22 protein-coding genes and 3 tRNA genes are annotated in these 23,814 nt (G+C 64.0%); 16 read left to right on the plus strand and 9 right to left on the minus strand.

The genetic code is table 11. The annotated features are described in order from the left end of the window. Window positions 1-64: 64 nt before the first annotated feature. A tRNA-Arg gene (locus QRN45_RS05330) sits at window positions 65-137 on the minus strand. Between the two features lie 218 nt (window positions 138-355). Between QRN45_RS05330 and QRN45_RS05335 the strand changes: the two genes are divergently transcribed. From QRN45_RS05335 to ettA, 3 genes are all read left to right on the plus strand, one after another. Continuing rightward, window positions 356-922 (plus strand): single-stranded DNA-binding protein, encoded by a 567-nt coding sequence (locus QRN45_RS05335; RefSeq protein ID WP_284762579.1) that lies wholly within the window; start codon window positions 356-358, stop codon window positions 920-922. Between the two features lie 237 nt (window positions 923-1,159). Next, a complete protein-coding gene (locus tag QRN45_RS05340) occupies window positions 1,160-1,576 on the plus strand; it encodes a DUF6993 domain-containing protein (RefSeq protein ID WP_284762580.1) in 417 nt (138 codons plus the stop codon). A gap of 47 nt (window positions 1,577-1,623) precedes the next feature. Then, entirely contained in the window at window positions 1,624-3,306 is a 1,683-nt protein-coding gene (gene ettA / locus QRN45_RS05345) for an energy-dependent translational throttle protein EttA (protein WP_078108659.1), read from the plus strand. A 120-nt stretch (window positions 3,307-3,426) separates the two neighbouring features. On the opposite strand, the gene tesB is transcribed toward ettA, so the two are convergent. Further along, entirely contained in the window at window positions 3,427-4,335 is a 909-nt protein-coding gene (gene tesB / locus QRN45_RS05350) for an acyl-CoA thioesterase II (RefSeq protein WP_284762581.1), read from the minus strand. Window positions 4,336-4,398: 63 nt separating this feature from the next. On the opposite strand from tesB, the gene QRN45_RS05355 reads away from it, so the two are divergent. Beyond that, window positions 4,399-5,073, plus strand: coding sequence for a DUF8185 domain-containing protein (locus QRN45_RS05355; protein ID WP_241709857.1), 675 nt, complete (start codon window positions 4,399-4,401; stop codon window positions 5,071-5,073). Between the two features lie 64 nt (window positions 5,074-5,137). On the opposite strand, the gene QRN45_RS05360 is transcribed toward QRN45_RS05355, so the two are convergent. From QRN45_RS05360 to pepN, 4 genes are all read right to left on the minus strand, one after another. Next, on the minus strand, window positions 5,138-5,557 hold the full coding sequence (locus QRN45_RS05360) for a globin (protein WP_139359747.1): 420 nt from the start codon (window positions 5,555-5,557) through the stop codon (window positions 5,138-5,140). Window positions 5,558-5,612: 55 nt separating this feature from the next. Continuing rightward, window positions 5,613-6,338 carry a mechanosensitive ion channel family protein gene (locus QRN45_RS05365; RefSeq protein WP_284762582.1) on the minus strand — a complete coding sequence of 242 codons (726 nt, stop codon included), beginning with the start codon at window positions 6,336-6,338 and terminating at the stop codon, window positions 5,613-5,615. Between the two features lie 147 nt (window positions 6,339-6,485). After that, window positions 6,486-6,965 (minus strand): OsmC family protein, encoded by a 480-nt coding sequence (locus tag QRN45_RS05370; protein ID WP_284762583.1) that lies wholly within the window; start codon window positions 6,963-6,965, stop codon window positions 6,486-6,488. A gap of 99 nt (window positions 6,966-7,064) precedes the next feature. After that, the gene (pepN, locus tag QRN45_RS05375) at window positions 7,065-9,626 is read right to left on the minus strand and encodes an aminopeptidase N (protein WP_284762584.1); all 2,562 of its coding nucleotides are present in this window, start codon (window positions 9,624-9,626) and stop codon (window positions 7,065-7,067) included. A 137-nt stretch (window positions 9,627-9,763) separates the two neighbouring features. Between pepN and QRN45_RS05380 the strand changes: the two genes are divergently transcribed. The 3 genes from QRN45_RS05380 to QRN45_RS05390 all read left to right on the plus strand — a co-directional run bounded on the left by QRN45_RS05380 (window position 9,764) and on the right by QRN45_RS05390 (window position 12,299). Next, window positions 9,764-10,765, plus strand: a complete 1,002-nt coding sequence (locus tag QRN45_RS05380; protein ID WP_284762585.1) for a hypothetical protein — start codon at window positions 9,764-9,766, stop codon at window positions 10,763-10,765. Between the two features lie 149 nt (window positions 10,766-10,914). Further along, entirely contained in the window at window positions 10,915-11,397 is a 483-nt protein-coding gene (locus tag QRN45_RS05385) for a ribose-5-phosphate isomerase (protein ID WP_284762586.1), read from the plus strand. After that, window positions 11,397-12,299, plus strand: a complete 903-nt coding sequence (locus QRN45_RS05390; protein WP_284762587.1) for an Fpg/Nei family DNA glycosylase — start codon at window positions 11,397-11,399, stop codon at window positions 12,297-12,299. The genes QRN45_RS05385 and QRN45_RS05390 overlap by 1 nt, the downstream gene beginning before the upstream one ends. An 85-nt stretch (window positions 12,300-12,384) precedes the next feature. On the opposite strand, the gene QRN45_RS05395 is transcribed toward QRN45_RS05390, so the two are convergent. Continuing rightward, window positions 12,385-12,458 (minus strand) — tRNA-Gly (locus QRN45_RS05395). A gap of 154 nt (window positions 12,459-12,612) precedes the next feature. Here QRN45_RS05395 and QRN45_RS05400 point away from each other — a divergent pair. The 6 genes from QRN45_RS05400 (at window position 12,613) to QRN45_RS05425 (ending at window position 17,856) form a co-directional block, all read left to right on the plus strand. Next, window positions 12,613-12,687 (plus strand) — tRNA-Pro (locus QRN45_RS05400). 68 nt (window positions 12,688-12,755) lie between these two features. After that, window positions 12,756-14,123: a trigger factor gene (gene tig, locus QRN45_RS05405; protein ID WP_078108669.1), complete on the plus strand. Its 1,368-nt coding sequence runs from the start codon at window positions 12,756-12,758 to the stop codon at window positions 14,121-14,123. A gap of 242 nt (window positions 14,124-14,365) precedes the next feature. Next, window positions 14,366-14,995 carry an ATP-dependent Clp protease proteolytic subunit gene (locus QRN45_RS05410; protein WP_078108670.1) on the plus strand — a complete coding sequence of 210 codons (630 nt, stop codon included), beginning with the start codon at window positions 14,366-14,368 and terminating at the stop codon, window positions 14,993-14,995. A gap of 36 nt (window positions 14,996-15,031) precedes the next feature. Then, the gene (locus QRN45_RS05415; protein ID WP_078108671.1) at window positions 15,032-15,691 is read left to right on the plus strand and encodes an ATP-dependent Clp protease proteolytic subunit; all 660 of its coding nucleotides are present in this window, start codon (window positions 15,032-15,034) and stop codon (window positions 15,689-15,691) included. A 184-nt stretch (window positions 15,692-15,875) separates the two neighbouring features. Beyond that, on the plus strand, window positions 15,876-17,162 hold the full coding sequence (gene clpX / locus QRN45_RS05420; protein WP_078108672.1) for an ATP-dependent Clp protease ATP-binding subunit ClpX: 1,287 nt from the start codon (window positions 15,876-15,878) through the stop codon (window positions 17,160-17,162). Between the two features lie 79 nt (window positions 17,163-17,241). Beyond that, window positions 17,242-17,856, plus strand: coding sequence for a mycothiol-dependent nitroreductase Rv2466c family protein (locus tag QRN45_RS05425; RefSeq protein WP_350309755.1), 615 nt, complete (start codon window positions 17,242-17,244; stop codon window positions 17,854-17,856). Window positions 17,857-17,911: 55 nt separating this feature from the next. On the opposite strand, the gene QRN45_RS05430 is transcribed toward QRN45_RS05425, so the two are convergent. After that, window positions 17,912-18,787, minus strand: coding sequence for an Fpg/Nei family DNA glycosylase (locus QRN45_RS05430; protein WP_284762588.1), 876 nt, complete (start codon window positions 18,785-18,787; stop codon window positions 17,912-17,914). Between the two features lie 362 nt (window positions 18,788-19,149). Next, window positions 19,150-21,771 carry a valine--tRNA ligase gene (gene valS / locus QRN45_RS05435; protein ID WP_264636518.1) on the minus strand — a complete coding sequence of 874 codons (2,622 nt, stop codon included), beginning with the start codon at window positions 21,769-21,771 and terminating at the stop codon, window positions 19,150-19,152. A 63-nt stretch (window positions 21,772-21,834) separates the two neighbouring features. Here valS and QRN45_RS05440 point away from each other — a divergent pair, with 63 nt between their 5' ends. From QRN45_RS05440 to QRN45_RS05450, 3 genes are read left to right on the plus strand one after another with little or no spacing between them, the layout of a single operon-like run. Next, window positions 21,835-22,209, plus strand: coding sequence for a DUF488 domain-containing protein (locus QRN45_RS05440; protein WP_284762589.1), 375 nt, complete (start codon window positions 21,835-21,837; stop codon window positions 22,207-22,209). Next, window positions 22,206-22,844, plus strand: coding sequence for a class I SAM-dependent methyltransferase (locus QRN45_RS05445; RefSeq protein WP_284762590.1), 639 nt, complete (start codon window positions 22,206-22,208; stop codon window positions 22,842-22,844). The genes QRN45_RS05440 and QRN45_RS05445 overlap by 4 nt, the downstream gene beginning before the upstream one ends. Before the next feature lie 9 nt (window positions 22,845-22,853). Next, window positions 22,854-23,612, plus strand: a complete 759-nt coding sequence (locus QRN45_RS05450) for an SDR family oxidoreductase (RefSeq protein ID WP_241709868.1) — start codon at window positions 22,854-22,856, stop codon at window positions 23,610-23,612. The last annotated feature ends 202 nt before the right edge of the window (window positions 23,613-23,814 follow it).

Raw genomic sequence — 23,814 nt, forward strand, 5'->3', positions numbered from 1 at the left:
CCTTGATAGAAATGCCAAGAGCGGCTCTGAACCACGTTTCCGCAGGTCAGAGCCGCTCTTTGGGTGCCCCGGGAGGGAATCGAACCCCCGACCAAGAGATTAGAAGGCTCCTGCTCTATCCTCTGAGCTACCGAGGCAGGCGTCGCACCAACAGCACATGGCTGTGGCGCCATCAAGAGTTTACATCGCGGCGGCTGCCCTTGTTGTCAGCCCGGGTTCGGGCGTGACCCGTCCTCCACAAGCGGGCATCCGGTCAGGCTATCCACATACGCGAAGTGGATACTGCCGCGGATCTGCGCGGCCCGTGAAGCTGAGAGGGCCAGACAGGCAGCTCAACTCACGTTAGGACACAACCATGAACGACATCATCACTGTCCGGGGTTTCGTTGCGACGGAACCCAAAAGTTCGACGACGCCGGGTGGAACGGGAACTGCCTCGTTCCGGCTGGGTACCACGGAGCGCAGGTTCGACCGTGCCAAGGATGTCTGGGTGGATGGCAACACCAATTGGTTCAGCGTCCAGGCGTTCAGGCATCTCGCGGGAAACATTGGATGCAGCGTCAAGAAGGGCCAGCGGGTCATCGTGGTCGGGAAACTCAAGTTGAGGCAATGGGAACACGACGGCAAGATCTATCACGTTGCCGAAATCGTCGCGGAATCGGTGGGGCACGATCTCATGTGGGGCTCTGCGAACTTCATCCGGACCTCAAGTAACACCATCCCGCAGAATATGCCGGTGGCACCTGAGGTCGTGCCGGAGAACCCCTGGCCTTCGGCGGATGATGATGGTGAGGACGGCCCGCATGACGACGAGGACGGAAGTGCAGCAGCCGAGCGGGAAGTAGTTCTGTCGGCTGGAGAAGGCGATGGGTCGGTTCTCGTTGATACCCGCACCGGAGAACTTGTGGACGCGAGTGCCTGAACTACCCCGGTCCCCAGATGACGACGGCGCCTGAAACAGTAGATGCCACGGACCTCCGCGGTTGCCATGCGGCGCACCAGGTAGTGCGCCGCATGGCAGAATGGCCGGGTGATGAGCAGGGGAACGCCGCGAAAACCATCAGGACGCCGCCAACAGGCCGGAAGCCGAGGTTTGCTGCTTGCGGTGCCCTTGCTCGTGGCCGGGCTGGTAGCCGGCTGCACTGCGCCTGCTCCTGTCGTGTCAGCGAGCGCGCCGGCTTCATCGCCGATCCCATCGCGTACAGCCGGCGCCACCCCCAAAGCCAGTCCCGCTATCACACCGGGCGCTGCGAGCCCGGGGGCATCGGCTTCGCTCGGTCCGGGCACTGCGGCGCTGAAGCAGACCGTGGAGTCCGTACTCAAAACCGTTGTCGCCACAACGCCCAAACCGGCGCAGGATGCGCTGCGCTCCCAACTCGTTTCGGCAGGCATCCCCGCCTCTGCCGTCGAGGTGTCCGCGAGCAAGACGCCAACGGGACTGGATGTCGACGCCATTGAGACCGCGGCCAAACTGGACAAGGACTGCGTGATGGGGGAGATCAGGGACGGCCAGGTTTCAGTGTCGGTCCTTCCCGTGTTGGCCAGCGGCAAATGCTTCGTCGGGGATTCCCACTAGCAGGGCCGAATGTGAGTTATGCCTTGCCACCCATTAGATTTAACGGCATGGCGGAATTCATTTATACGATGACCAAGGCTCGCAAGGCCGTTGGCGAAAAACTAATCCTGGACGATGTCAGCATGTCGTTCTTCCCTGGCGCGAAGATCGGCGTCGTCGGCCCGAACGGAGCCGGCAAATCCACGATCCTGAAGATCATGGCTGGTATCGACACACCGTCGAACGGCGAAGCCCGCCTCAGCCCTGGCTATTCCGTGGGCATCCTCCTGCAGGAGCCGCCCCTGAACGAGGAAAAGACCGTCCTGGGCAACGTCCAGGAAGGCGTGGGCGAGATCTACTCGAAGATCCAGCGCTTCAACGCGATCTCCGAGGAAATGGCCAACCCGGACGCCGACTACGACACCCTGCTGGAGGAAATGGGCCACCTCCAGGAAGCCATCGACGCTGCAGATGCGTGGGACATCGATTCCCAGCTCGAGCAGGCCATGGACGCGCTTCGCTGCCCGCCGGGCGATTCCGACGTGACTGTCCTGTCCGGTGGTGAGCGCCGCCGGGTAGCGCTCTGCAAGCTCCTGCTGCAGAAGCCTGACCTCCTGCTTCTTGACGAGCCCACCAACCACTTGGACGCCGAAAGCGTTCTGTGGCTGGAGCAGCACCTCTCTTCCTACCCGGGTGCCGTCCTCGCCATCACTCACGACCGCTACTTCCTGGACCACGTCGCCGAGTGGATCTGTGAAGTAGACCGAGGACGCCTTTACCCCTATGAAGGCAACTACTCCACGTACCTGGAGAAGAAGCGCGCCCGCCTCGAAATCCAGGGCAAGAAGGACGCCAAGCAGGCCAAGCGCCTCACGGAGGAACTTGAGTGGGTCCGCTCCAACGCCAAGGGCCGCCAGACCAAGTCGAAGGCGCGCCTGGCCCGGTACGAGGAAATGGCAGCCGAGGCTGACCGCACCAGGAAGCTCGACTTCGAGGAAATCCAGATCCCGCCGGGACCGCGTCTGGGCGGCCTGGTTCTGGAAGCGAAGAACCTGCAGAAGGGCTTCGATGACCGGACCCTGATCGACGGGCTTTCGTTCACGCTTCCCCGTAACGGCATCGTCGGTGTCATCGGGCCCAACGGTGTGGGCAAGACCACGCTGTTCAAGACCATCGTCGGGCTGGAACCGCTCGACGGCGGCGACCTCAAGATCGGTGACTCGGTCAAGATCTCCTACGCCGACCAGAGCCGTGGCGGCATCGACCCCAACAAGACCCTGTGGGAGGTCGTCTCGGACGGACTGGACTTCATCCAGGTCGGCCATGTTGAGATGCCGTCCCGCGCCTACGTCGCGGCTTTCGGCTTCAAGGGACCGGACCAGCAGAAGAAGGCCGGCGTGCTCTCCGGTGGTGAGCGCAACCGCCTGAACCTGGCGCTGACCCTGAAGCAGGGCGGAAACCTCCTGCTTCTTGACGAGCCCACCAACGACCTCGACGTCGAAACCCTCAGCAGCCTTGAGAACGCCCTGCTCGAGTTCCCCGGCTGCGCGGTCGTGGTCTCGCACGACCGGTGGTTCCTCGACCGGGTTGCCACCCACATCCTCGCCTACGAAGGCGACGAGGAGAACCCGTCGAAGTGGTACTGGTTCGAGGGCAACTTCGAGTCCTACGAGGAGAACAAGGTGGAACGCCTCGGTCCGGACGCTGCCAAGCCGCATCGCGTCACGCACCGCAAGCTGACCCGCGACTAAAAGCGGAATGCACCGCAAAAGGCCGGCGCCCTGGATCTTCTTCCAGGGCGCCGGCCTTTGTGTTGCGCAGAATTATTGCTTCGCGGAATCTCGGCCGTCTTGCGGCAGCGTCGCGGGCAGCTAGGACGGGATCCGGAGCATGCCCTCCTGTGCCACCGTGGCGACGTGCTGGCCATCCCGGCTGAAGATCTTGCCCGTGGCAAGTCCGCGGGCGCCTTGGGCGCTGGGGGACTCCTGCACGTAGAGAAGCCACTCGTCCACGCGGACCGGGCGATGCCACCACATGGCATGGTCCAGGCTCGCGACGCTCATTCCAGGAGTCATCCAGCTCAATCCGTTCTTGCGGAGCACCGATTCCAGGATGGTGTAGTCGCTCGCGTACGCCAGGGCAGCCAAATGAAGGTTGGGATCGTCGGGCATCGGGCCGAAAGTCTTCATCCAGACGGCATTGCTGGCTACCCGGTCCTCGGGCGCTTCCACGTAGATCGCGGGATCCACGTGGCGGACATCGAAGGGCCGCTCGAAGGACATGTGGCGGGCAAACGGGTGGTCGTACTTCTGCAGAAGCTCCGCGGTGCTCGGCAGGGTTTCGGGATCCGGGATTCCGGCAGGCATCGAGGACTGGTGTTCCACGCCCCCGGCTTCTGTCTGGAAGGACGCGATCATCGACAGGATCGGTTGGCCTTCCTGGTAAGCGTGCACCCGGCGCGCGGAGAATGAGCGACCGTCACGCAGCCGTTCAACGCTGAACGTGATGGGCTGGTTGGCATCTCCCGGACGGAGGAAATAGCCGTGCATCGAATGGACCGTCCGGTCCTCCTCCACGGTGCGCATGCCGGCGACGAGCGATTGGGCGAGCACCTGGCCGCCGAATACCCGGTGGCGTGGCTGTTTCTGCGACGGTCCAAGGAAGATGTCCTCGGCTGTCCTCGCGCCGTCGAAGTCGGCCAGGGACAACAGCTCGATGAGGGTGGATGTGGGGTCCTCAAGGGCAACCTGATGGTCCAGGCCGGCATGCGCGTCAGTCATGGTTCGACTCTAGACGCCACCCTGACCCCTCTCAACCGCGGACATGCCGGTAGAGTCGATGATGTGTCCGATGTATTGACCCAGTCCTTCCATTTCGTCGATCCCCGTGATCTGGCGGACCTCCGCACTTATGTCACGCGTGCCAAGAGCATCGACGATGGCGCCATCAGGCTGCAGGCTTCCGGTCGCGTCCTGGCGGCATATGTGTGCGTCTTGAGGCCGCGCCTCCTGGGCGAATCGACCCCCACCATTCTCGGGCTACGGACCATCGCCCTCGCCGATGACGCGCACGCGGACGTCACCGTGACGCTGTCCTCGGTCCTGGACCGCTTGGCGCGTTCCGGTGCCGACGACGTCGAGCTTCCGATCCCGCCGTCGACCGTTTCCGAATCGTGGGCCGGAGTCGGGGCTCCCCGCGGAGGCTGGGAGCCTCTGGGTTCTGTGCCCGACGCCGAGCTCAAGTCTGTAGCGAATGCGGGCATTGCCGAGGTGGCCGGGATTGTTCCGGAACAGCCCGGCGCATTGATCGTCAACAACGCCAGGGCCGCGGTGTGGGGACGGGAGATTCCGGGCCTCTACGGCGTGCCCGCGGGCGCCGCGTTCGCGGCCTTGGCGCTCGGCTTCCTTGGCGACGGGGAACACCGGCTCTTCCGCAACGGCCGCTGGTTCCGGCTCAGCGGGAGCCGGGGCCACATCCTGGCACGATCCGGATCAGGCCTGGGCTTCCAGGCCCGCTAGGCCCCTGAACCCGAGCCCAGTTCCGCGGCCCAATCCCCTGGCCACACAGCACCGTCCTACAAACTCAGGGCTGGTGGACCGACGGGCTGTTGACCATCGTGAGCGCAGCCCGCTCCATGTAGTCCCACAGGGTACCTTCGTGAAGCGGCGACAAGCCCAACGAATCCACCGCCGCGCGCATGTGGAAGAGCCAGCGGTCCTTGGCTTCGGGTGTCACCTGGAACGGCATGTGCCGCATCCTCAAGCGGGGGTGCCCGCGTTCCTCGCTGTAGGTGCCCGGACCGCCCCAATACTGCTCAAGGAACATGAGGAACCGTCGCTTCGCGGGGGCGAGGTCCTGTTCCGGGTACATGGGCCGGAGCAACGGATCTCCGGCGACGCCGTCGTAGAAGACATCGATGAGCTTCACGAATGTCTCGTGGCCACCGATGGCCTCGTAGAAGCTGTCCGTGTAGGCCGGCTGGCTGAAGGGATCGTTTTGCATCAGTTGCCGCCGTTCGGCCGGCTGCGGCGCTGTGGCTTCCGGCTGGCTGCCCACGTCACTCACCTGCTTTCTGCTCGTGAATCTTGAGGGATTCCTTCGGGGACTGAGTCGCGCCCGATGCCGCGGTTTCTGCAGGCGCAGTGCCTGGGGGTGCTGGCGGAACGTCCGGATCAGCTGGTTCCTCCGGCACGTAGTCGCCTTGTGATCGGTTGCCCACCCTCAGGATTTCTCCGTTGCGCAGATACCAGATGGCGCCGTCTTCGGCCCGGAGCCGGGTGATCCGCAGGCCTACCGATTCGACGGTGCCGATCACTTCGGTGGTGACGATCACATCGCCTATCCCGAACTGGTCCTCGATGGTGATGAAGATGCCGGACAGGAAATCGCGGATGAGCTGTTGGGCGCCGAAGCCGATGGCGACACCCAAAATACCGACGCTCGTGAGTAGCGGCGCAATGTCCACGTTCAGGTATTTGAGGACGTAGATGATGACGATGACCACCACCACCACGCTCAGCACGCTGGTCAGCAGGGAGCCGATGGTGTGCGCGCGTTGGGCACGCCGTTCATGGTCGAGCGCCCGGAAGGCGGGCTGAACCCACCTGAAATGCGGTTTCTTGAAGAAACTGGTGCCCTCGGCCACCCTGCGGGTAATACGCAGGATGATGAACCGGGCCACAACCCAGAACACCAATCCGATGCCCAGCGTCACGAAGATTGACGCGTAATCGATTTTGGCTGCATCGGCCACGATGTTGTCGGTCGACGAGGCGACGTTCATGTGCGGGAATGCTCCTCACGGGATCCAATTGTTCGCCGGGCCCTTGATTGCCGGGCGCTGAACACTCTGTCCACGCTCAACCCTATCGCCGTAGCGTGGCCGGATCCGCATCGTGATTCCCGGCGAAACAGCATTCCCCTCGTCTGGCTAGCCCGCGGCCGCCGTCGTGCCCGGCTCATGAAGAACAGGAAAATTCACGCTCCGGGCGATGAAGCAGACCTGGTTGGCCTCATGGTGCAATTCGTCCACGAGGGAAATGTGGGCCACGTCCGCGACCGTGACTTGCGGCTTCAAGGTGACGTTCTCGAACTGTCCGCTGCCATCGCGATTGAGCCTCATCATGCCTTCGGCGTGGTCGACATAGTCGGTGACCACCACGCCGTGCTTGACGGCGACGTGCAGGAAAGACAGCATGTGGCACTGCGACAGGGCGGTGAGGAGCAGCTGTTCGGGGTTGTACCGGCTACGGTCGCCATGGAAGGTGGGGTCCGAGGATCCCTTCAGGACGGGCAGGCCGGGGATCTCGACGTCGTGGTCCCTGGTATAGCCGCGGTAGCTGGAAGTCCCCGTGCCCAGATTCCCGGTCCAGCGCACGGTCAGGGAGTAGCGGTGTTCGTCGAGGCTCATGCGGAAAGTCTAGCGGCGGCCCTTCCCGGACGGCGCACCAACAGGCCCCGGTTCCGTTGAAGCGGAACCGGGGCCTGTTGGTGACTTACCCGACCGCTTCTAGAGGTCTGCCGCGCGGGCCTTCAAGGCGCGGGCAACGCCGTCGCGGTTTTCCAGCATCATGCGCCGCAGGGCGCTGCTGTCCGCCGGCAGTTCGGCGAGGAACTTGTCCGTACGGTCAACCGTGGCTTGCGTGGTCAGCTGCGCCGGGTAAAGCCCGACGACGATCTGCTGGGCCAGCGCGTGGGTGCGGTTGGCAACGATCTCGGGCACTGCCTCAAAGTACTCTTCGGCGTACGGCTCCAACAGGGAGGTGTCCAACACGCGCGTGAAGCCCGTGACGGCGGAGCTCTGAATGGCGTTGGAAAGCTCGCCCGTGACCACGATCTTCTTCCACGCTGCGGCCTTCGCCTCGGGAGTGGGAAGGGCCGCCGCTGCCAGGGCGGCGGCGTTCTGGCCATTGGCGGTGTGGTCGCGCTCCAGCTCGGCGTCGATCCGGTCCTGGCCTTGGCGCCCGCCCACTACCAGTGCGGTGAGGAGTTCCCAACGCAAGTCCTGGTCGACTGTCAGGCCATCGAGGACCGTGCCGCCGTCGAGGATCGCCTGGACGTTGTCCAATTGCGGGTTGCTCGCCGCAAGCAGCGCGAAGGACTTCACGAATTGGAGCTGGGCGTCCGATCCTGCGGCCGCGGTGCTCGAGAGTTCCCAGAGCTTGTCCGCCGCAGCCACGGTAGCCGCATCCTTGTGCTCCGCTGCGACGTAGTAGGTGAGGGTGGTCGCCAGCTGGCGGAGCTGGGTCTGGATCACCGACGAATCGGTCTCGGATGCGATGTTCGCCAGGATCAGCTCGGCGTAGCCACGGGCCGGGGTTTCGCCGTCGCGGGCCGCATCCCAGGCCGAGCCCCACACGAGGGTTCGCGGCAGGCTGCCCGCAAAGTCCTTCAGGTGGGTTTTCGCGGTGGTCAAGGAGGTGGGGTCGAGCCGCACTTTGGCGTAGGCGAGGTCGTCGTCGTTGAGCAGGACGAGATCCGGGCGTGCCATTCCGGAAAGGGAGGGGACCTCGGTCCGGGGGCCGTCGACGTCGAGCTCCTCCCTGTGGGTCCTCTCAAGTTTGCCCTCGGCGGAGAGGTTGTAGAACCCGACGGCGAGGCGGTGCGGCCGCAGTGTCGGCTGCTCCTCGATGGCCGTCTGCACGATCGCGAAAGACGTGATGGTGCCGTCGGCGTCGACCTCGAGCGCGGGGGAGAGGGTGTTGACTCCGGCAGTCTCGAGCCAGAGCTTGCCCCACTGGTCCAGGTCGCGGCCGCTGGCAGCTTCGAGCTCCTTCATGAGGTCCACGAGCTCGGTGTTCTGCCACGCATGCTTCCGGAAGTATTCGCGGACTCCGGCCATGAACTCTTCCGGTCCCACCCAGGCAACCAACTGCCTCAGCACGGAAGCCCCCTTGGCATAGGTGATGCCATCGAAGTTGACCTCGACGTCCTGGAGGTCGTTGATCTCGGCGAAAATCGGGTGCGTCGTGGGCAACTGGTCCTGCCGGTACGCCCAGGACTTCTCCACCGAGGCAAAGGTGGTCCAGGCCCGGTCGAATTCGGTGTTTTCGACTGCGGCGAGGTGGGACATGTACTCGGCAAACGACTCGTTGAGCCAGAGGTCGTTCCACCAGCGCATCGTGACAAGGTCCCCGAACCACATGTGGGCCAGTTCATGCAGCACGGTGATGGCGCGGCGCTCGATCTGGGCACCGGTGACTTTTCCGCGGAAGACGTAGCCCTCGAGGATGGTCACGGCGCCGGCGTTTTCCATGGCGCCGGCATTGAACTCGGGAACGAAGAGCTGATCGTACTTCTCGAAGGGATACGGGAATCCGAACTGGGCCTCGAAGAACTCAAATCCCTGGCGGGTCAGTTCGAAGATGTTGTCGGCGTCCAGGTACTGCATGAGGGACTTGCGGGCGAACACGCCGAGCGGGATAACACGGCCATCGGAGCTCGTGACCTTGCTGCGCACCGATTGGTACGGTCCCGCGATCAAGGCGGTGACGTAGGAGGAGATGCGGGGAGTGGGGGTGAAGCTCCAGACGGAGCGCGCCCCGCCGTCGTTCCCGGGGGTGGTTTCCACGGGGACCGGAGTGGGCGAGTTGGAGATCAGGTCCCAGTGCGAGGGCGCAGTGACCGTGAACGTGAACGCGGCTTTCAGGTCCGGTTGCTCGAACACAGCGAACATGCGGCGCGAATCCGGCACCTCGAACTGTGTGTACAGATAGACCTCGTTGTCCACCGGGTCCACGAAGCGGTGCAGGCCTTCACCCGTGTTCATGTAGGGGGCGTCGGCGACTATCGTCAGTTCGTTTTCGGCGGCGAGCCCGGGCAGCTGGATGCGGACACCGTCGGACACCGCCGCGGGATCGAGTTCGGTGCCGTTCAGGGTCACGCTGTGCACGGTGTCCGTGATCGCGTCGATAAAGCTCGATGAGCCCTCGACGGCGGAGAACTTCACCACCGTGGTGGAGCCGAAGACCGTGGCGCCCTTCGTCAAGTCGAGGGTGACGTCATACGAACTCACGGTGATCAATTCTGCGCGCTCTCCGGCTTCGGCGCGCGTCAGGTTCAGGCCTGGCAAGGGTTGCCTCCAAGAATGGTTTCGAGAAGCCGGTTGGTTTCAGCCAGCGCCGGCGCTGTGAAGTCATTCTTTCACTTGATTCCGGCTTGGCAAGGAAGCTCGATCACAGTGTCGCCGGCTCGGGGTAGCGTTGGAATATGGGAAAGATGCGCGACTCCTTGGACCTCCGGGCACTCCGCTTTGCGGTGGCATTTCCGCTGCTGCTCGCCGCCGCGTTCGCCGTGTGCGCGCTCATGCTGCGCAACAACCTTCCGGATCCTGTCGCCATCGCGTGGAACGCCGACGGCGGAATCAGCTTTGCGCCGTTCCTGGCCTATGTGCTGGGCGGAGGAGGGATTCTGGTCGTGGCAGGCTGGCTCGTGTTCATCCAGGCCGTTCCCCTTTCCCGGCCCGTGATGATGCGCCGGGTCATGATGGGCATGGGCCTCATGGTGACCCTCTTCATCACCGCTGTGCTGGCCGCCGGACTCGTGGGGCAAACGGGCCTCGCCGACGCCCGCAGCTCGCACGTCGATCCGACCGTCCTCGCGTTGGGCTCGGGCGCGGCGTTGCCCCTCGGCGTCGTCATGATGATGGCATTCAAGCCTGATCCGCGCTGGACACCGGAAGACGACGCGGCCCTCGAGGCCGAAAGGATCCGGACGGAAGACCCCGGCTTGACGGAGGATTCCATGTTGCTGTGGGTCCACGCGCGGAGTTCGGTGTTCGTCATGATCTGCGTGGCCACGCTGTTTCCCGCCATGCTGATCGCGATTGCGCTCCCGTGGTTGGGCGCATTGCTGGCCGTGGTCGCCGTCGTCGGGGCGTGTTTCCTGTTCGTCCGGGTGCGGGCGGACCGGGGCGGGGTGCAGGTCTTCGTCGCGGGGGTACTCAGGGTGCTCACGGTGCCGGCCGTGGACATCGCAGGCGCGGCCGCCCAGGAAGTCAGGGCCGCCGACTTCGGCGGCTGGGGACTCAGGCACCACGGAGGAGCCACGGCCATGCTCGTCAGCAGCGGTCCCGCCGTCGTCGTGCGCCAGGTCAGCGGCCGCAGGGTGGCGTTCAGCGCCGGGACCTCGGCCACAGCGGACCGGCTCGCGGGAATCCTGAACCGTGTCGCGGCGCGTGCCCAGCGCGGCGAGCAGCCACCGGCCCCCTGAGCGCCGGAGGGCATCCGGACCCGGGCTTCGTCTTAAACCGGGGCTTCGTCTTAAGAGGTGGGCCGGTGCCCGATCCTAGTAACCTAGGAACCGCATCCCTCACCGCCGCGCCGGGCTTTGCCGCGCGCGCCAGACTGAATGGACTTCCTGTGACCACACCCCGCGTCCACATCGCCACGGACCACGCCGGCATGGAGCTGAGCGCCCACCTCGTAAACCACTTGACGGCCAAGGGCTACGACGTCGTTGACCACGGACCCAAGGTGTACGACGCCCTCGATGACTACCCTTCGTTCTGCATCAACGCGGCCGCTGCCGTGGTCGCCGACCAAGAGGCGGGCGTTCACGCATTGGGCATCGTCCTGGGCGGATCCGGCAACGGCGAACAAATTGCCGCGAACAAGGTCAAGGGTGTCCGGGCCGCGCTCGCCTGGAACCTCTCCACGGCGAAACTGGCCCGGGAGCACAACGACGCCAACGTCGTCGCCGTGGGCGGCCGCCAGCACACGGTCGAGGAAGCCACCGAACTGATCGAGGCCTTCCTCGAAGAACCGTTCAGCAACGACGAACGCCATGTGCGCCGCATCGGAAAGATCGCCACCTACGAGAACACCGGCGAAATCGTTGCCTAATGCCTGAAGGGCATTCCATCCATCGCCTGGCTCGCCAGTTCCAGGATGTTTTCGCCGGGCAGGTTCTGGAGGTCTCCAGCCCGCAAGGCCGATTCGTCGCGGGCGCAGCGCTTTTGGACCGCCATGAGCTGCTCGAAGCGACGGCGCACGGCAAGCAGCTCTTCCTCCGTTTTGACCACGGGCTGCTTCTGCATGTCCACCTGGGCCTCTACGGTGCGTGGAGCTTCGGTGGCGATGAGACCTTCCGCGGAGCCTCGAGCATCGGGGCGCCGCGGCGGATCGGCGAACGCGAGAGTTTCTCCCAGGAAGCCGGCACAGGAAGCCTGGGAAGCAGCTACGCGGGTCCTCCTGAGCCCGTGGGTGCCGTCCGCGTGCGCCTTGTTGCGACGAACGGCTGGGCGGACCTCAGGGGTGCCACCACGTGCGCGACGATCACCGAGGCAGAGGCCGCAGCCGTCCTTGCCCGCTTGGGCCCGGACCCGCTCCACAACCGCCCCGGCGACCGCGAGGAGTTCGTCCGCCGCCTGCTGCGCCGCAAGACCGCCGTCGGGCTCCTCCTCATGGACCAGGCGGTCGTGGCTGGAATCGGCAACATCTATCGCGCGGAAGTGCTGTTCCGCCAGGGCGTCGATCCGTGGACTCCGGGCAGCTCCCTGGACCCGGAAACCGCCGGACGACTGTGGGATGACACCGTGACGGCGATGTCCGACGGCGTCCGCGACGGCCGGATTGTTACGACGCCATCGGCTTTGTGGAGCGGAGGGAACGCAGAAGCGCTCGACGGCGAGGCCCACTTTGTCTACAAGCGGCACGGACAGGCTTGCCGGCGATGCGGCGAAGCAGTGGGGATGGCCGAGATCGGCGCGCGCAAACTCTATTGGTGCCCCGGCTGCCAGAACTGACGTCCGGCGCTGACCGGGTGCACCGCGCGCGCCGGGTACATCCTGAAAACACGAAGGGCCCCTCAGCGAGGGGCCCTTCGTTCCATGGAGGGGACGACGGGAATCGAACCCGCGTAATCAGTTTGGAAGACTGAGGCTTTACCATTAAGCTACGTCCCCGGGCAAGGCTGCATGGATCCCTATGAAGCTCACAGGGTGGTCCGTGCATCTTTCCGGTGGCTGTTGAAGCCGGATATAACTAAACCTAATTCAGGGGCCAAGTGTCAAATGTGCATTCTCCGGCGAGATGCCCGTAGACTGTCCTGTGCATTCACGGGGTGTAGCTCAGCTTGGCTAGAGCGCCTGCTTTGGGAGCAGGAAGTCGCAGGTTCAAATCCTGTCACCCCGACTCTGTGTGCCTGTCCCGGTCCGGGACGCGGCAGAACCCCATCCCACAAAACCAGGAGTACTTAGACTGTGAAGAGCGCTGTCGAGAACCTCACCGCCACGCGGGTCAAGCTCAACGTTGAGGTTCCCTTTGAGGAACTGAAGCCGAGCATCGATGCCGCTTACAAGACCGTAGCTTCGCAAATCCAGGTTCCCGGGTTCCGCAAGGGCAAGGTTCCTTCCAAGCTGGTTGACCAGCGCGTCGGCCGCGGCTACGTCCTGGAGACCGCCATCAACGATGGCCTCAACGGCTGGTACCAGGCTGCCGTCCAGGAAGCCGGCCTTCGCCCGCTGAGCCGTCCCGAGGTTGAGATCACCGAGGTTCCGGACCCGTCCTCGACCGACGGCGAACTGAAGTTCCAGGTTGAGATCGACGTCCGTCCCGAGGTTGAACTCCCGGACTACGCCGGCATCAAGGTCGAGGTCGCTGCAGCGGATTCCTCCGACGCCGACGTCGACAAGGCCCTCGACGAGCTCCGCGGCCGCTTCGGCACGCTGAAGTCCGTTGACCGCCCGGCCGCCGATGGTGACTTCCTGACCATCGACATCACCGCCACGATCGACGGCGCCGAGATCGACTCCGCCACCGGCCTGTCCTACCAGGTTGGCGCCGGCACCATGCTTGAAGGCCTCGACGAGGCCGTCACGGGTCTCTCCGCCGAAGAAGAAGCAATCTTCGACACCACGCTGGTTGGCGGCGAGCACGCCGGCGAGGCAGCCCAGGTCAAGGTTGCGGTCAAGACCGTCAAGGAGCGCGAGCTCCCCGAGGCCAACGACGATTTCGCCCAGCTGGCATCCGAGTTCGACACCCTTGCCGAACTGCGCGAAGACCTTGCCAAGCAGGCCGCTGAGTCCAAGGTCGTCGGCCAGGGCGTCGAAGCCCGCGACAAGGTCTTGGACAAGCTCGTCGAGCTCATCGAGGTTCCGGTTCCGGACTCCGTGGTTGAGGAGCAGCTCGAAGCGCACTTCAACGCCGAGAACGCCCACGGTGAGGGCGAGCACGACACCGAGGAGCACCGTGCCGAGGTCAAGGCCAACACGGCCCGCGCCTTCCAGAACGAGATCATCCTTGACGCCATTGCCGACAAGGAAGAAGTGAGCGTCAGCCAGAACGAGCTGATCGACTACATCGTCACCACCGCAAGCCAGTACGGCATGGACCCGAACCAGTTCGCCCAGATCATCGATCAGAGCGGCCAGGTTCCCATGATGGTTTCCGAGGTACGCCGCCGCAAGGCCCTCGCAGTCGTCCTCGGCCAGGCCGAGGTTGTCGACTCCGAAGGCAACAAGGTCGACCTCAGCGACTTCGTGCGCCCCGCAGGCGAAGAGGCCTCCGTCGAGGAAGCCGAAGAGGCAGCCGTTGTTCCGAGCGACGACCCCGCTGCAGTGAAGTTCTAGTTTCACCTCAAGCCGCCCCCGGATCCTTGATCCGGGGGCGGCTTGGTTTAAGCCCGGTGAGCATTGAAAGCGAGCTCTTCGGCAATCGTGCGCCGTCAGCGAACAGTGCGATTCGGGAGAACAAATCGCCGTGGAAAACGGTTAGTGTCCAAGTAGTGAAGATCAGGGATGGCAAGTTCAGCAATGGCCCTGTCACCAGCGAGAGGTAAGTACTTATGTCACAGCACGCAGAGGCGCCCAGGATGGCAACCGTCGATCCAGCGGCCCAGGACAACTACATCTACAACCGCCTGCTGAAAGAGCGCATCATCTGGCTCGGATCCGAAGTCCGGGATGAAAACGCCAACGCGATCTGCTCCCAGCTCCTCCTCCTCTCCGCTGAAGACCCGGAGAAGGACATCTACCTGTACATCAACTCGCCCGGCGGCTCGGTGACTGCCGGCATGGCCATCTACGACACGATGCAGTTCATTCCGAACGACGTCGTGACCGTTGCCACAGGGCTGGCGGCCTCCATGGGCCAGTTCCTCCTTTCCTCGGGCACCAAGGGCAAGCGCTACGCCACTCCGAACGCACGCATCCTGATGCACCAGCCTTCCGGCGGCATCGGTGGAACGGCGTCGGACATCAAGATCCAGGCGGAGCTGATCCTGCACATGAAGAAGGTCATGGCCGAGCTGACAGCCGAACAGACCGGACAGACTGTGGAGACCATCCTCAAGGACAACGACCGCGACAAGTGGTTCACGGCAACCGAGGCTCTCGCTTACGGCTTCTTCGACAAGATCTCTGCCCACGCGGGATCGGTCGCCGGCGGCGGCGGGACGGCGAATTCCTCGAATTCCGAGACCCCGTCGACCTCCGAGAAGTAACCGGCACCAAGAAACATTCAGATCAGGAGCAATAAAATGAACTACAACTTTGGATGGTCTGCCGGTAATCTCCCGTCCAGCCGTTACGTCCTCCCGCAGTTCGAGGAGCGCACGCCCTACGGCTTCAAGCGCCAGGACCCGTACACGAAGCTCTTCGAGGACCGCATCATCTTCCTCGGTGTCCAGGTTGACGACGCTTCGGCTGACGACATCATGGCCCAGCTGCTCGTTCTCGAGTCCACGGACCCGGACCGCGACATCACGTTGTACATCAACTCCCCGGGCGGTTCGTTCACGGCCATGACGGCTATCTACGACACCATGCAGTACATCCGTCCCGAGATCCAGACCGTTTGCCTGGGCCAGGCCGCCAGCGCCGCAGCAGTGCTGCTCGCAGCCGGCACTCCCGGTAAGCGCCTCGCTTTGCCGAACGCCCGCGTCCTGATCCACCAGCCGGCCCTGTCGGGCGGCCAGGGTGGACAGGCTTCGGACCTTGAGATCCAGGCGGCCGAAGTGATGCGCATGCGCACGTGGCTCGAGGACACGCTGGCCCACCACTCGGGCCGGACCTCGGAGCAGGTCAACAATGACATCGAGCGCGACAAGATCCTCACCGCCGCTGAGGCGATGGACTATGGATTGATCGACCAGGTGCTCGATTCCCGCAAGATCAAGCCCCAGGCGATCGCCAGGTAGCTGGCTAAAACTCGACGCCGGTGCGGTTCAGGAAATATGGGCCGCATCGGCGTTCTGTTTCAACCCAAGCAGCCCATTGTGACCTACAGTGGAAGTTGTCATGGTGGCGCCCCCGCTGCGATCTTCCGTTCTTGGCAGATAGGTACGGGGCTGCACCACCCGCATGAAACGAAGGGATTCCCACATGGCTCGGATTGGCGAGAGCACGGATCTGCTGAAGTGTTCTTTCTGCGGAAAGAGCCAGAAGCAGGTGCGGAAGCTGATTGCCGGGCCCGGCGTGTACATCTGCGACGAGTGCATCGAACTCTGCAACGAGATCATCGAAGAGGAACTCGCGGAAGTATCGGATCTTGGCAGCTTCGAGTTGCCCAAGCCGAGGGAGATCTTCGATTTCCTCCAGGAGTACGTGATCGGCCAGGAACCTGCGAAGCGCTCCCTCGCCGTCGCGGTGTACAACCACTACAAGCGCATCCAGGCGGGCCACGCGCCCAAGACCGGCCTTGGTGAAGGCGGACACCACGAAGACGTGGAGATCGCCAAATCCAACATCCTGCTGATTGGCCCCACCGGGTGCGGCAAGACCTACTTGGCGCAAACCCTGGCCCGCCGTCTTAACGTCCCCTTCGCGGTCGCCGATGCCACGGCCCTGACTGAGGCCGGATATGTCGGCGAAGACGTCGAGAACATCCTGCTGAAGCTCATCCAGGCCGCGGACTATGACGTCAAGAAGGCCGAACAGGGCATCATCTACATCGACGAGATCGACAAGATTTCGCGCAAGAGCGAGAACCCGTCCATCACGCGCGATGTGTCCGGCGAAGGCGTCCAGCAGGCGCTCCTGAAGATCCTCGAGGGCACCGTGGCTTCTGTTCCGCCGCAGGGCGGACGCAAACACCCGCATCAGGAATTCATCCAGATCGACACCACCAACGTGCTGTTCATTGTGGCCGGTGCGTTCGCCGGGCTTGAGGACATCATCGGATCCCGCTCGGGCCGCAAAGGCATTGGTTTCGGGGCCCCGCTCAACGAGGTCAAGGACAACGCGGACAGCTACGGCGAGGTGATGCCGGAGGATCTGCTCAAGTTCGGGCTCATTCCTGAATTCATCGGGCGCCTGCCCGTGATCACCACCGTGTCCAACCTTGACCGTTCCGCGCTCATCCAGATTCTCTCCAAGCCCAAGAACGCCCTGATCAAGCAGTACCAGAAGATGTTCCAGCTGGACGGCGTGGAGCTGTTGTTCGACGACGATGCCCTTGACTCGATTGCGGACCAAGCCTTGGAACGCGGCACCGGAGCCCGAGGCCTGCGCGCCATCATGGAGGAAGTGCTGCTCCCGGTCATGTTCGACCTGCCCAGCAGGGACGACATCGCGAGCGTTGTTATTACCGCCGACGCCGTGGCCAAGAAGGGCCAGCCCACCATGATCGCGCACGAGGTCGTTGCGAAGCGTCGGAATAAGTCGGCCTAGCCTGGGGTTTGCATGGTTGGTGCCGGACACCCGTTCGTCCGGCAGCAGCGTCCCTTTCTTCCTACCCAAGGAGTTCCCTGTGCCCGAGCAGACCGCCAACAAGGTTGATTTCTGGTTCGATCCCATGTGCCCCTTTGCCTGGGTGACCTCCCGCTGGATCGGCGAAGTCGAAGACGTCCGTGGCATCGAGACCAACTGGAACGTCATGAGTCTCTCCGTCCTCAATGAAGGCCGCGAGCTGCCTGCTGAATACACCGAGAAGATGAAGCTGGGCTGGGGACCGGTCCGCGTCATCATTGCTGCCCGCGAGCTGCACGGCGATGAGTACATCAAGCCGTTGTACGACGCGATGGGCTCACTCATCCACCACGAAGGCGTCAAGGATTTCGCCGAGGTCATCTCCAAGGCACTGGCTGAAACCGGCTTGCCCGCCGAGTTGGCCCGCTTTGCCGATTCCGAGGAATACGATGTCCAGTTGCGTGCCAGCCACGAAGCGGGAATCTCCCTGGTGGGCCAGGACGTCGGCACGCCGGTGGTCGCCGTCAACGGCACGGCCTTCTTCGGCCCGGTCCTCACCCGTATTCCCCGTGGCGAGGAAGCCGGCTTGATCTGGGACGCCACCGTCACCCTGGCCGGCTACCCGCACTTCTTCGAGTTGAAGCGAAGCCGCACGGAAAGCCCCGAATTCAACTAGCGGGAAGTCAACGCTTCTGAATTCAAGTACCCTCGGCCGTCCTTCGAGGCACAGGCTACTTCAGGAATCGCGAGGTTCTGCGGTCCGCGAGGATTTTTCCGTTCGTTTGGCAGACAGGGCAGTACTGCAAAGCCGTGTCGGCAAAGGACACCTCGCGGATCGTGGTTCCACACACCGGGCAGGGCTGCCCTGCCCTGCCGTGGACCCGCATGGTGCTGCGCTTCGTGTCCTTGAGTTCGCTGGAGGCTTTCCCCACTGCGGCGGTGACGGCCGCGCCCAGGATGCTTTCGATGGACTCATAGAGGACATGAGTTGCGTCCTGGTCCAGCGACTTGGCGATCGCGAACGGTGAAATCTTCGCGGCGTGAAGGATTTCGTCACTGTAGGCATTGCCGATGCCCGCAATGACACTTTGGCTCCGGAGGAGCCCCTTGATCTGGTGCGGGCTTGCGGCAAGGATTCCGGCCAGTGTTTCTTCGGTGAATTCGGGGCCGAGCGGGTCCGGGCCTAGCGTCGCGATCCCGGGAACGTCCAAGGGGTCGAGGACCACGTAGATGGCCAGGCTCTTCTTCGTTCCCGCCTCCGTCAGGTCAACACCGACGGGCGTCGAGCCGTCGCTCTTGGTGAAGCCGAGCCTCGCGGCGATATTGCTGCCGCCCATCCGTAGCTGGGCTTGCGATGGCTGTTCCGTGTAGCGCAGCCACCCGGCTTTGGCGAGATGGAAGATGAAATGGATGCCGTCGGCGTCGAGACTGACGAACTTGCCGAAGCGTTCCACCCCGACGATCTTTCGACCCTCCAGGGCTGAGTATGGGGGATCGGCCGTCTTCAGCACGGCAAAGGAAGTGATCTGAATCTTCGTCAGTTCGGCACCGAGAAGATTCCTGCCCAGGAAGGCAGTCAACCCGGCCACCTCGGGAAGTTCTGGCATAGCAACACTGTGCCACAAAGCACCCATGCCCAGAACCCCGGACGCCCGCCACGAAGCCCCGAATTACATACCAGTAGTTCCTGAAGAGGGCTTGTGCTTGCTGGGGAGCAGGTCAAGAATAGAACTTACCCACTTCGAAAGAAGAGGGACACGGAAACCAGAGATTCAGTGATATGTATCTGACGCAGCCTTCGGCAAAGTTGGATGCAAGCTACCAGTGACGAGGTAGGAAGACCTGAAAGTCCGAGGATTCCGCCAGACTGCCAAGACGTCACCAGGCAGCCGAAGAGTCGAAGCCCCACCAACGGCTAAACGCTGATGGGGCTTCCCCTTTGCCCGGGAACGCCCGGGCACCTTACGGACTACGCTTGCGCGGGCTCCTCGGCAGGTGCCAGGACAACGTCGCTCACCGTGAGTTCGCCGTCCCCTGCAACCAGTGAGATCTCCTGTGCGTTGGCCGCGGCCTTCAGGTCTCCCAGTCCGGCTTCCAGTTGTGCAACGAACGACTCGGTTGCGCTGATGGTGGCGGAGAGAACCTCGGTGCGCTGCTTGACTTTGGCTTCGGACTTGGCCTTGCGGATGCCGCTCAGCGCGATGCCGACGGTGCCCAGCATCGTGGTGTCGCCGTCGACGATTTCCACGGCTGCCGGCCATGGCGCGCGGTGGACTGAACCCGTGCGCCACCAGCTCCAGACCTCTTCGGTGGCGAAGGGGAGGAACGGCGCGAAGAGGCGCAATAGCGCATCCAGTGCGGTGGCGAGGGCAGCAAGCACGGAGGCCTGCTCAGCCTCGCCGGCCGCACCGTAGGCACGGTCCTTGATGAGCTCCACGTAGTCGTCCGTGAACTGCCAGAAGAACGATTCCGTGATCTGCAGGGCGCGGGCGTAGTCGTAGTTGTCGAACGCCTTGGTGGACTGGGCCACGACGTCGGCCAGCTGCGCCAAAAGTGCACGGTCCAGGGGGTTGCTCAGGACGGACAGGTCCGAGCCGACCACCGAGTTCTCCGTGGCGCCCAGGTTCAACACGAACTTGGAGGCGTTGAGCAACTTGATGGCCAGGCGGCGGCCGATCTTCATCTGGGCGATCTCGTACGCCGTGTCCGCACCGAGCTTGGCCGAGGCGGCCCAGTAACGGACGGCGTCCGAGCCGAATTCGTTCAGGACGTCGGTGGGAACAACCACGTTGCCCTTGGACTTGGACATCTTCTTGCGGTCCGGGTCCAGGATCCAGCCCGAGATGGCTGCGTGCTTCCAGGGAGCGCTGTCCTGCAGGGCATCTGCCCGGACAGCCGAGGAGAAGAGCCAGGTGCGGATGATGTCGTGGCCCTGGGGGCGGAGGTCAAAGGGGTAGACCTTGCTGAATAGTTCCTCGTCACGGCTCCAGCCGCCCACGATCTGCGGAGTCAGCGACGACGTGGCCCAGGTGTCCAGGACATCGGCGTCGCCGATGAAGCCGTTGGGCTGCTCGCGCTGGGACTCGTCGAAGCCGGGTGCCGCGTCCGCCGCGGGGTCTACGGGCAAGGATTCGTCGGACGGCAGGATCGGGTTTTCGTAGTCCGGGTTGCCCTGCGCATCCAGCGGGTACCAGACGGGAATCGGCACACCGAAGAAGCGCTGGCGCGAAACGAGCCAATCGCCGTTGAGCCCGGAGATCCAGTTCTCGTAGCGGGAACGCATGAAGGACGGGTGGAACTCGATCTCGTGTCCGCGCGCGATCAACCGTTCGCGGCGGTCCTCGTCACGCCCGCCATTGCGGATGTACCACTGGCGCGACGTGACAACCTCAAGGGGCTTGTCGCCCTTCTCGAAGAAGTTCACGGGGTGCGTGATCTTCTTGGGTTCGCCATCCAGCAGATCTGCGGCAATGAGCAGCTCCACCACTGTTTCCTTGGCGGAGAACGCGGTCTTGCCGGCAATTGCCGCGTAGGCTTCCTTGCCGGCGTCGGTGGTGATCCACTCAGGGGTTTCCGCGATGATGCGTCCGTCGCGGCCCATGATGGCACGGGTGGGCAACTGCAGCTCGCGCCACCAGGTGACGTCGGTCAGGTCGCCGAAGGTACAGACCATGGCGATGCCGGAGCCCTTGTCCGCCTTGGCGAGCGGGTGGGCTTTGACCTCGAGCTCGACGTCGAACAGGGGGGACCTGACGGTCTTGCCGAACAGCGGCTGGTAGCGCTCGTCGTCGGGGTTTGCCACCAGCGCCGCGCACGCGGCGAGCAGTTCAGGACGCGTTGTCTCGATGTAGATCTTCTCGCCGTCGGCGGTGAAGAAGGGGTAGCGGTAGTACGCGCCGGCAACGTCGCGGTCCTCCAGCTCGGCCTGGGCGACGGCGGTACGGAACGTCACGTCCCACAGGGTGGGGGCCTCGGCCATGTAGGCATCCCCGGCGTTCAGGTTCGCGATGAAGGCGCGCTGGGACACCGCACGGGAGGTGTCGTCGATCGTGCGGTACGTGAGGTCCCAGTCAACGGACAGGCCGAGGGTCTGGAACAGGTTCTCGAAGACCTTCTCGTCCTCGACGGCGAGTTCCTCGCAGAGCTCGATGAAGTTCCGGCGCGAGACGACGTCGAAATCGCGCTGGTTCTTCGCCGGCTGTGCCGGCGGGCGGTAGCCGGCGTTGTAGGGGATGGCGGGATCGCAGCGGACGCCGTAGTAGTTCTGCACGCGGCGCTCAGTGGGGAGCCCGTTGTCGTCCCAGCCCATCGGGTAGAAGACGTTCTTGCCGGTCATGCGCATGTAGCGGGCCTGGACATCCGTCTGCGTGAACGAGAACATGTGGCCCACGTGGAGCGAACCGGATGCGGTGGGCGGGGGAGTGTCGATCGAGTAGACCTGCTCCCGGGTGGTGTCCGGGTTGAACTTGTAGGTTCCTTCGTCCAGCCAGCGCCGCGTCAGGGCAGCCTCGAGGCCTTCAAGGGCCGGCTTGTCGGGAACGTTGATGGGGGCGGTGGCGGGCGTGTCTGTACCCTGCGTTGATTCAGCCATGGGCCAATTGTTTCATGGCGCCCTTTGTTCCGTGGCACGCGGACGTGCCGTAGCATGCGGGCCATGACGGAACTCAAGGATGTTTTGGCCATCAAGCGCATCTATGACGAAGCAAGCGACGACGACGGCTGCCGGGTTCTGGTGGACCGGCTCTGGCCGCGAGGGGTATCCAAAGAACGGGCCCACCTGGATCTCTGGCTCAAGGAAATAGCGCCCTCGCCGCCGCTGCGCACCGAGTTTGCTCATATGCAGGAGCGATTCGGGGACTTCCGCCGTGCATACCTCGCCGAGCTGGAACAGAATTCCGCCGTGGAGCAGTTGCTGGGGTTGGCTGCCGGGAAAAAGCGTGTGACGCTGCTCTATGGCGCCAGGGATCCCGAAGTGAACCACGCCCGCGTTCTGCTGGAGTTCCTGCTGGGTGCCGGGGCGGAGGCATGACGCCGCAGCGTCCGCGGTTTGCGCGGGCCTATGCCCGGGCGGTTCCGGCGATAAACCTCCGCGGGGGCACAGAGCACCGGCGGACCTTGCTCGCCGGGCTGCGTGGCCGCGTCATCGAGGTCGGCGCCGGCGAGGGCTCGTCGTTCGGCCTGTACCCAGCCACTGTGGAAAGCGTCCTCGCGGTTGAACCTGATGACTACCTCAGGGAGCTTGCCGGAGCCAAGGCGCAGGCCGCTCCGGTGCCGGTCACGGTTGTTCCTGGAACCGCCGAAAACATTCCGGCGGACGACGGCGGGGCGGACGCCGTCGTCGTCAGTCTTGTCCTCTGCAGCGTCGCCGACCAGGCGGCGGCGTTGGCGGAAATCCGCCGGGTGCTGGGTCCCGGCGGAACCTTGGCGTTCTACGAGCACGTGCGCTCGGACAAGCGGTTTATCGCGGCAGTCGAAGACGTGCTCACTCCGGCCTGGCAGCATATGGCCGGAGGCTGCCATCCCAACCGCAACACCCTCGAGGCGATCGGCGCCGCTGGCTTCCAGATGGTGCACCATGAGCGTTTCGGCTTCTCTGCGGGGCCGCTGTCGCCGTCGATCGCCCACATCCTGGGCCGTGCGGTTTCTCCGGGTGAACCGCGTTAGGGTGGTGCCATGACTGAGGAAGTACAGACAAAGACCGCAGTGGTGACCGGCGCGAGCACCGGAATCGGCGAGGCCACAGTGCGGGCCCTGGCCGCCGATGGATGGAAGGTATTCGCTGTCGCCCGCCGTGCGGAGCGGCTCGAGGCACTCGGCGCCGAGAGCGGCGCTGTGCCGTTCGCCGCGGACATCACCAACGACGACGACGTCGCGGCCTTGCTCTCCGCCGTCACCGAGGCAGGGGGAGCGGACACGCTCATCAACATCGCGGGCGGCGCACGGGGCGCTGACACCCTGGCCAATGCGCAGACCGAAGACTGGGACTGGATGTACCAAGTCAACGTGCTCGGCACCCTGAAGTTGACCCGGGCCTTCCTCCCGATGCTGCGGGCCAACGGAGAGGGCACTGTCCTGAACCTGACGTCTACCGCGGGATTCACGGCCTACGAGGGCGGCGGCGGGTACAACGCGGCCAAGTTCGCCCAGCACGCCATGACCGGTGCCCTGCGCCTTGAAGAAGCCGAGAACAACATCCGCGTGATCGAGGTGGCACCTGGCCTGGTCCACACAGAGGAGTTCGCGCTCAATCGCCTAGGCGATGCCACTGCGGCGGCGAAGGTGTACGCCGGGGTCGAGAAGCCGCTCACGCCCGAGGACGTCGCCGACGTCGTCAAGTACGCGGTCTCGGTCCCGCACCACATCAACCTCGACGAGATCATCGTCCGACCGGTGGCGCAGGCAGCTACCCACAAGTTGATCCGCAAGGGCTAAGGTCGAGGCGTCGCGCGTTTCACCCAAGTGGAGCTCGCGGCGCCGCTGCCGTTAGACTTGTGGCACAAGCTTTGACCCGGACATCACCGGTGAGCTTCCGGAAGAACACCCCCGCCACCACGGGAGCCAGTAGAACCGGACGGGTAAGCCCGTCACAGCAGCAATGAGCGGCCGACGCCGGAACGGCTCCCCTTCACAGGGG

This window comes from Arthrobacter sp. efr-133-R2A-63 (genome assembly GCF_030209795.1).
Taxonomy (GTDB): Bacteria; Actinomycetota; Actinomycetes; order Actinomycetales; family Micrococcaceae; genus Arthrobacter; species Arthrobacter bambusae_A.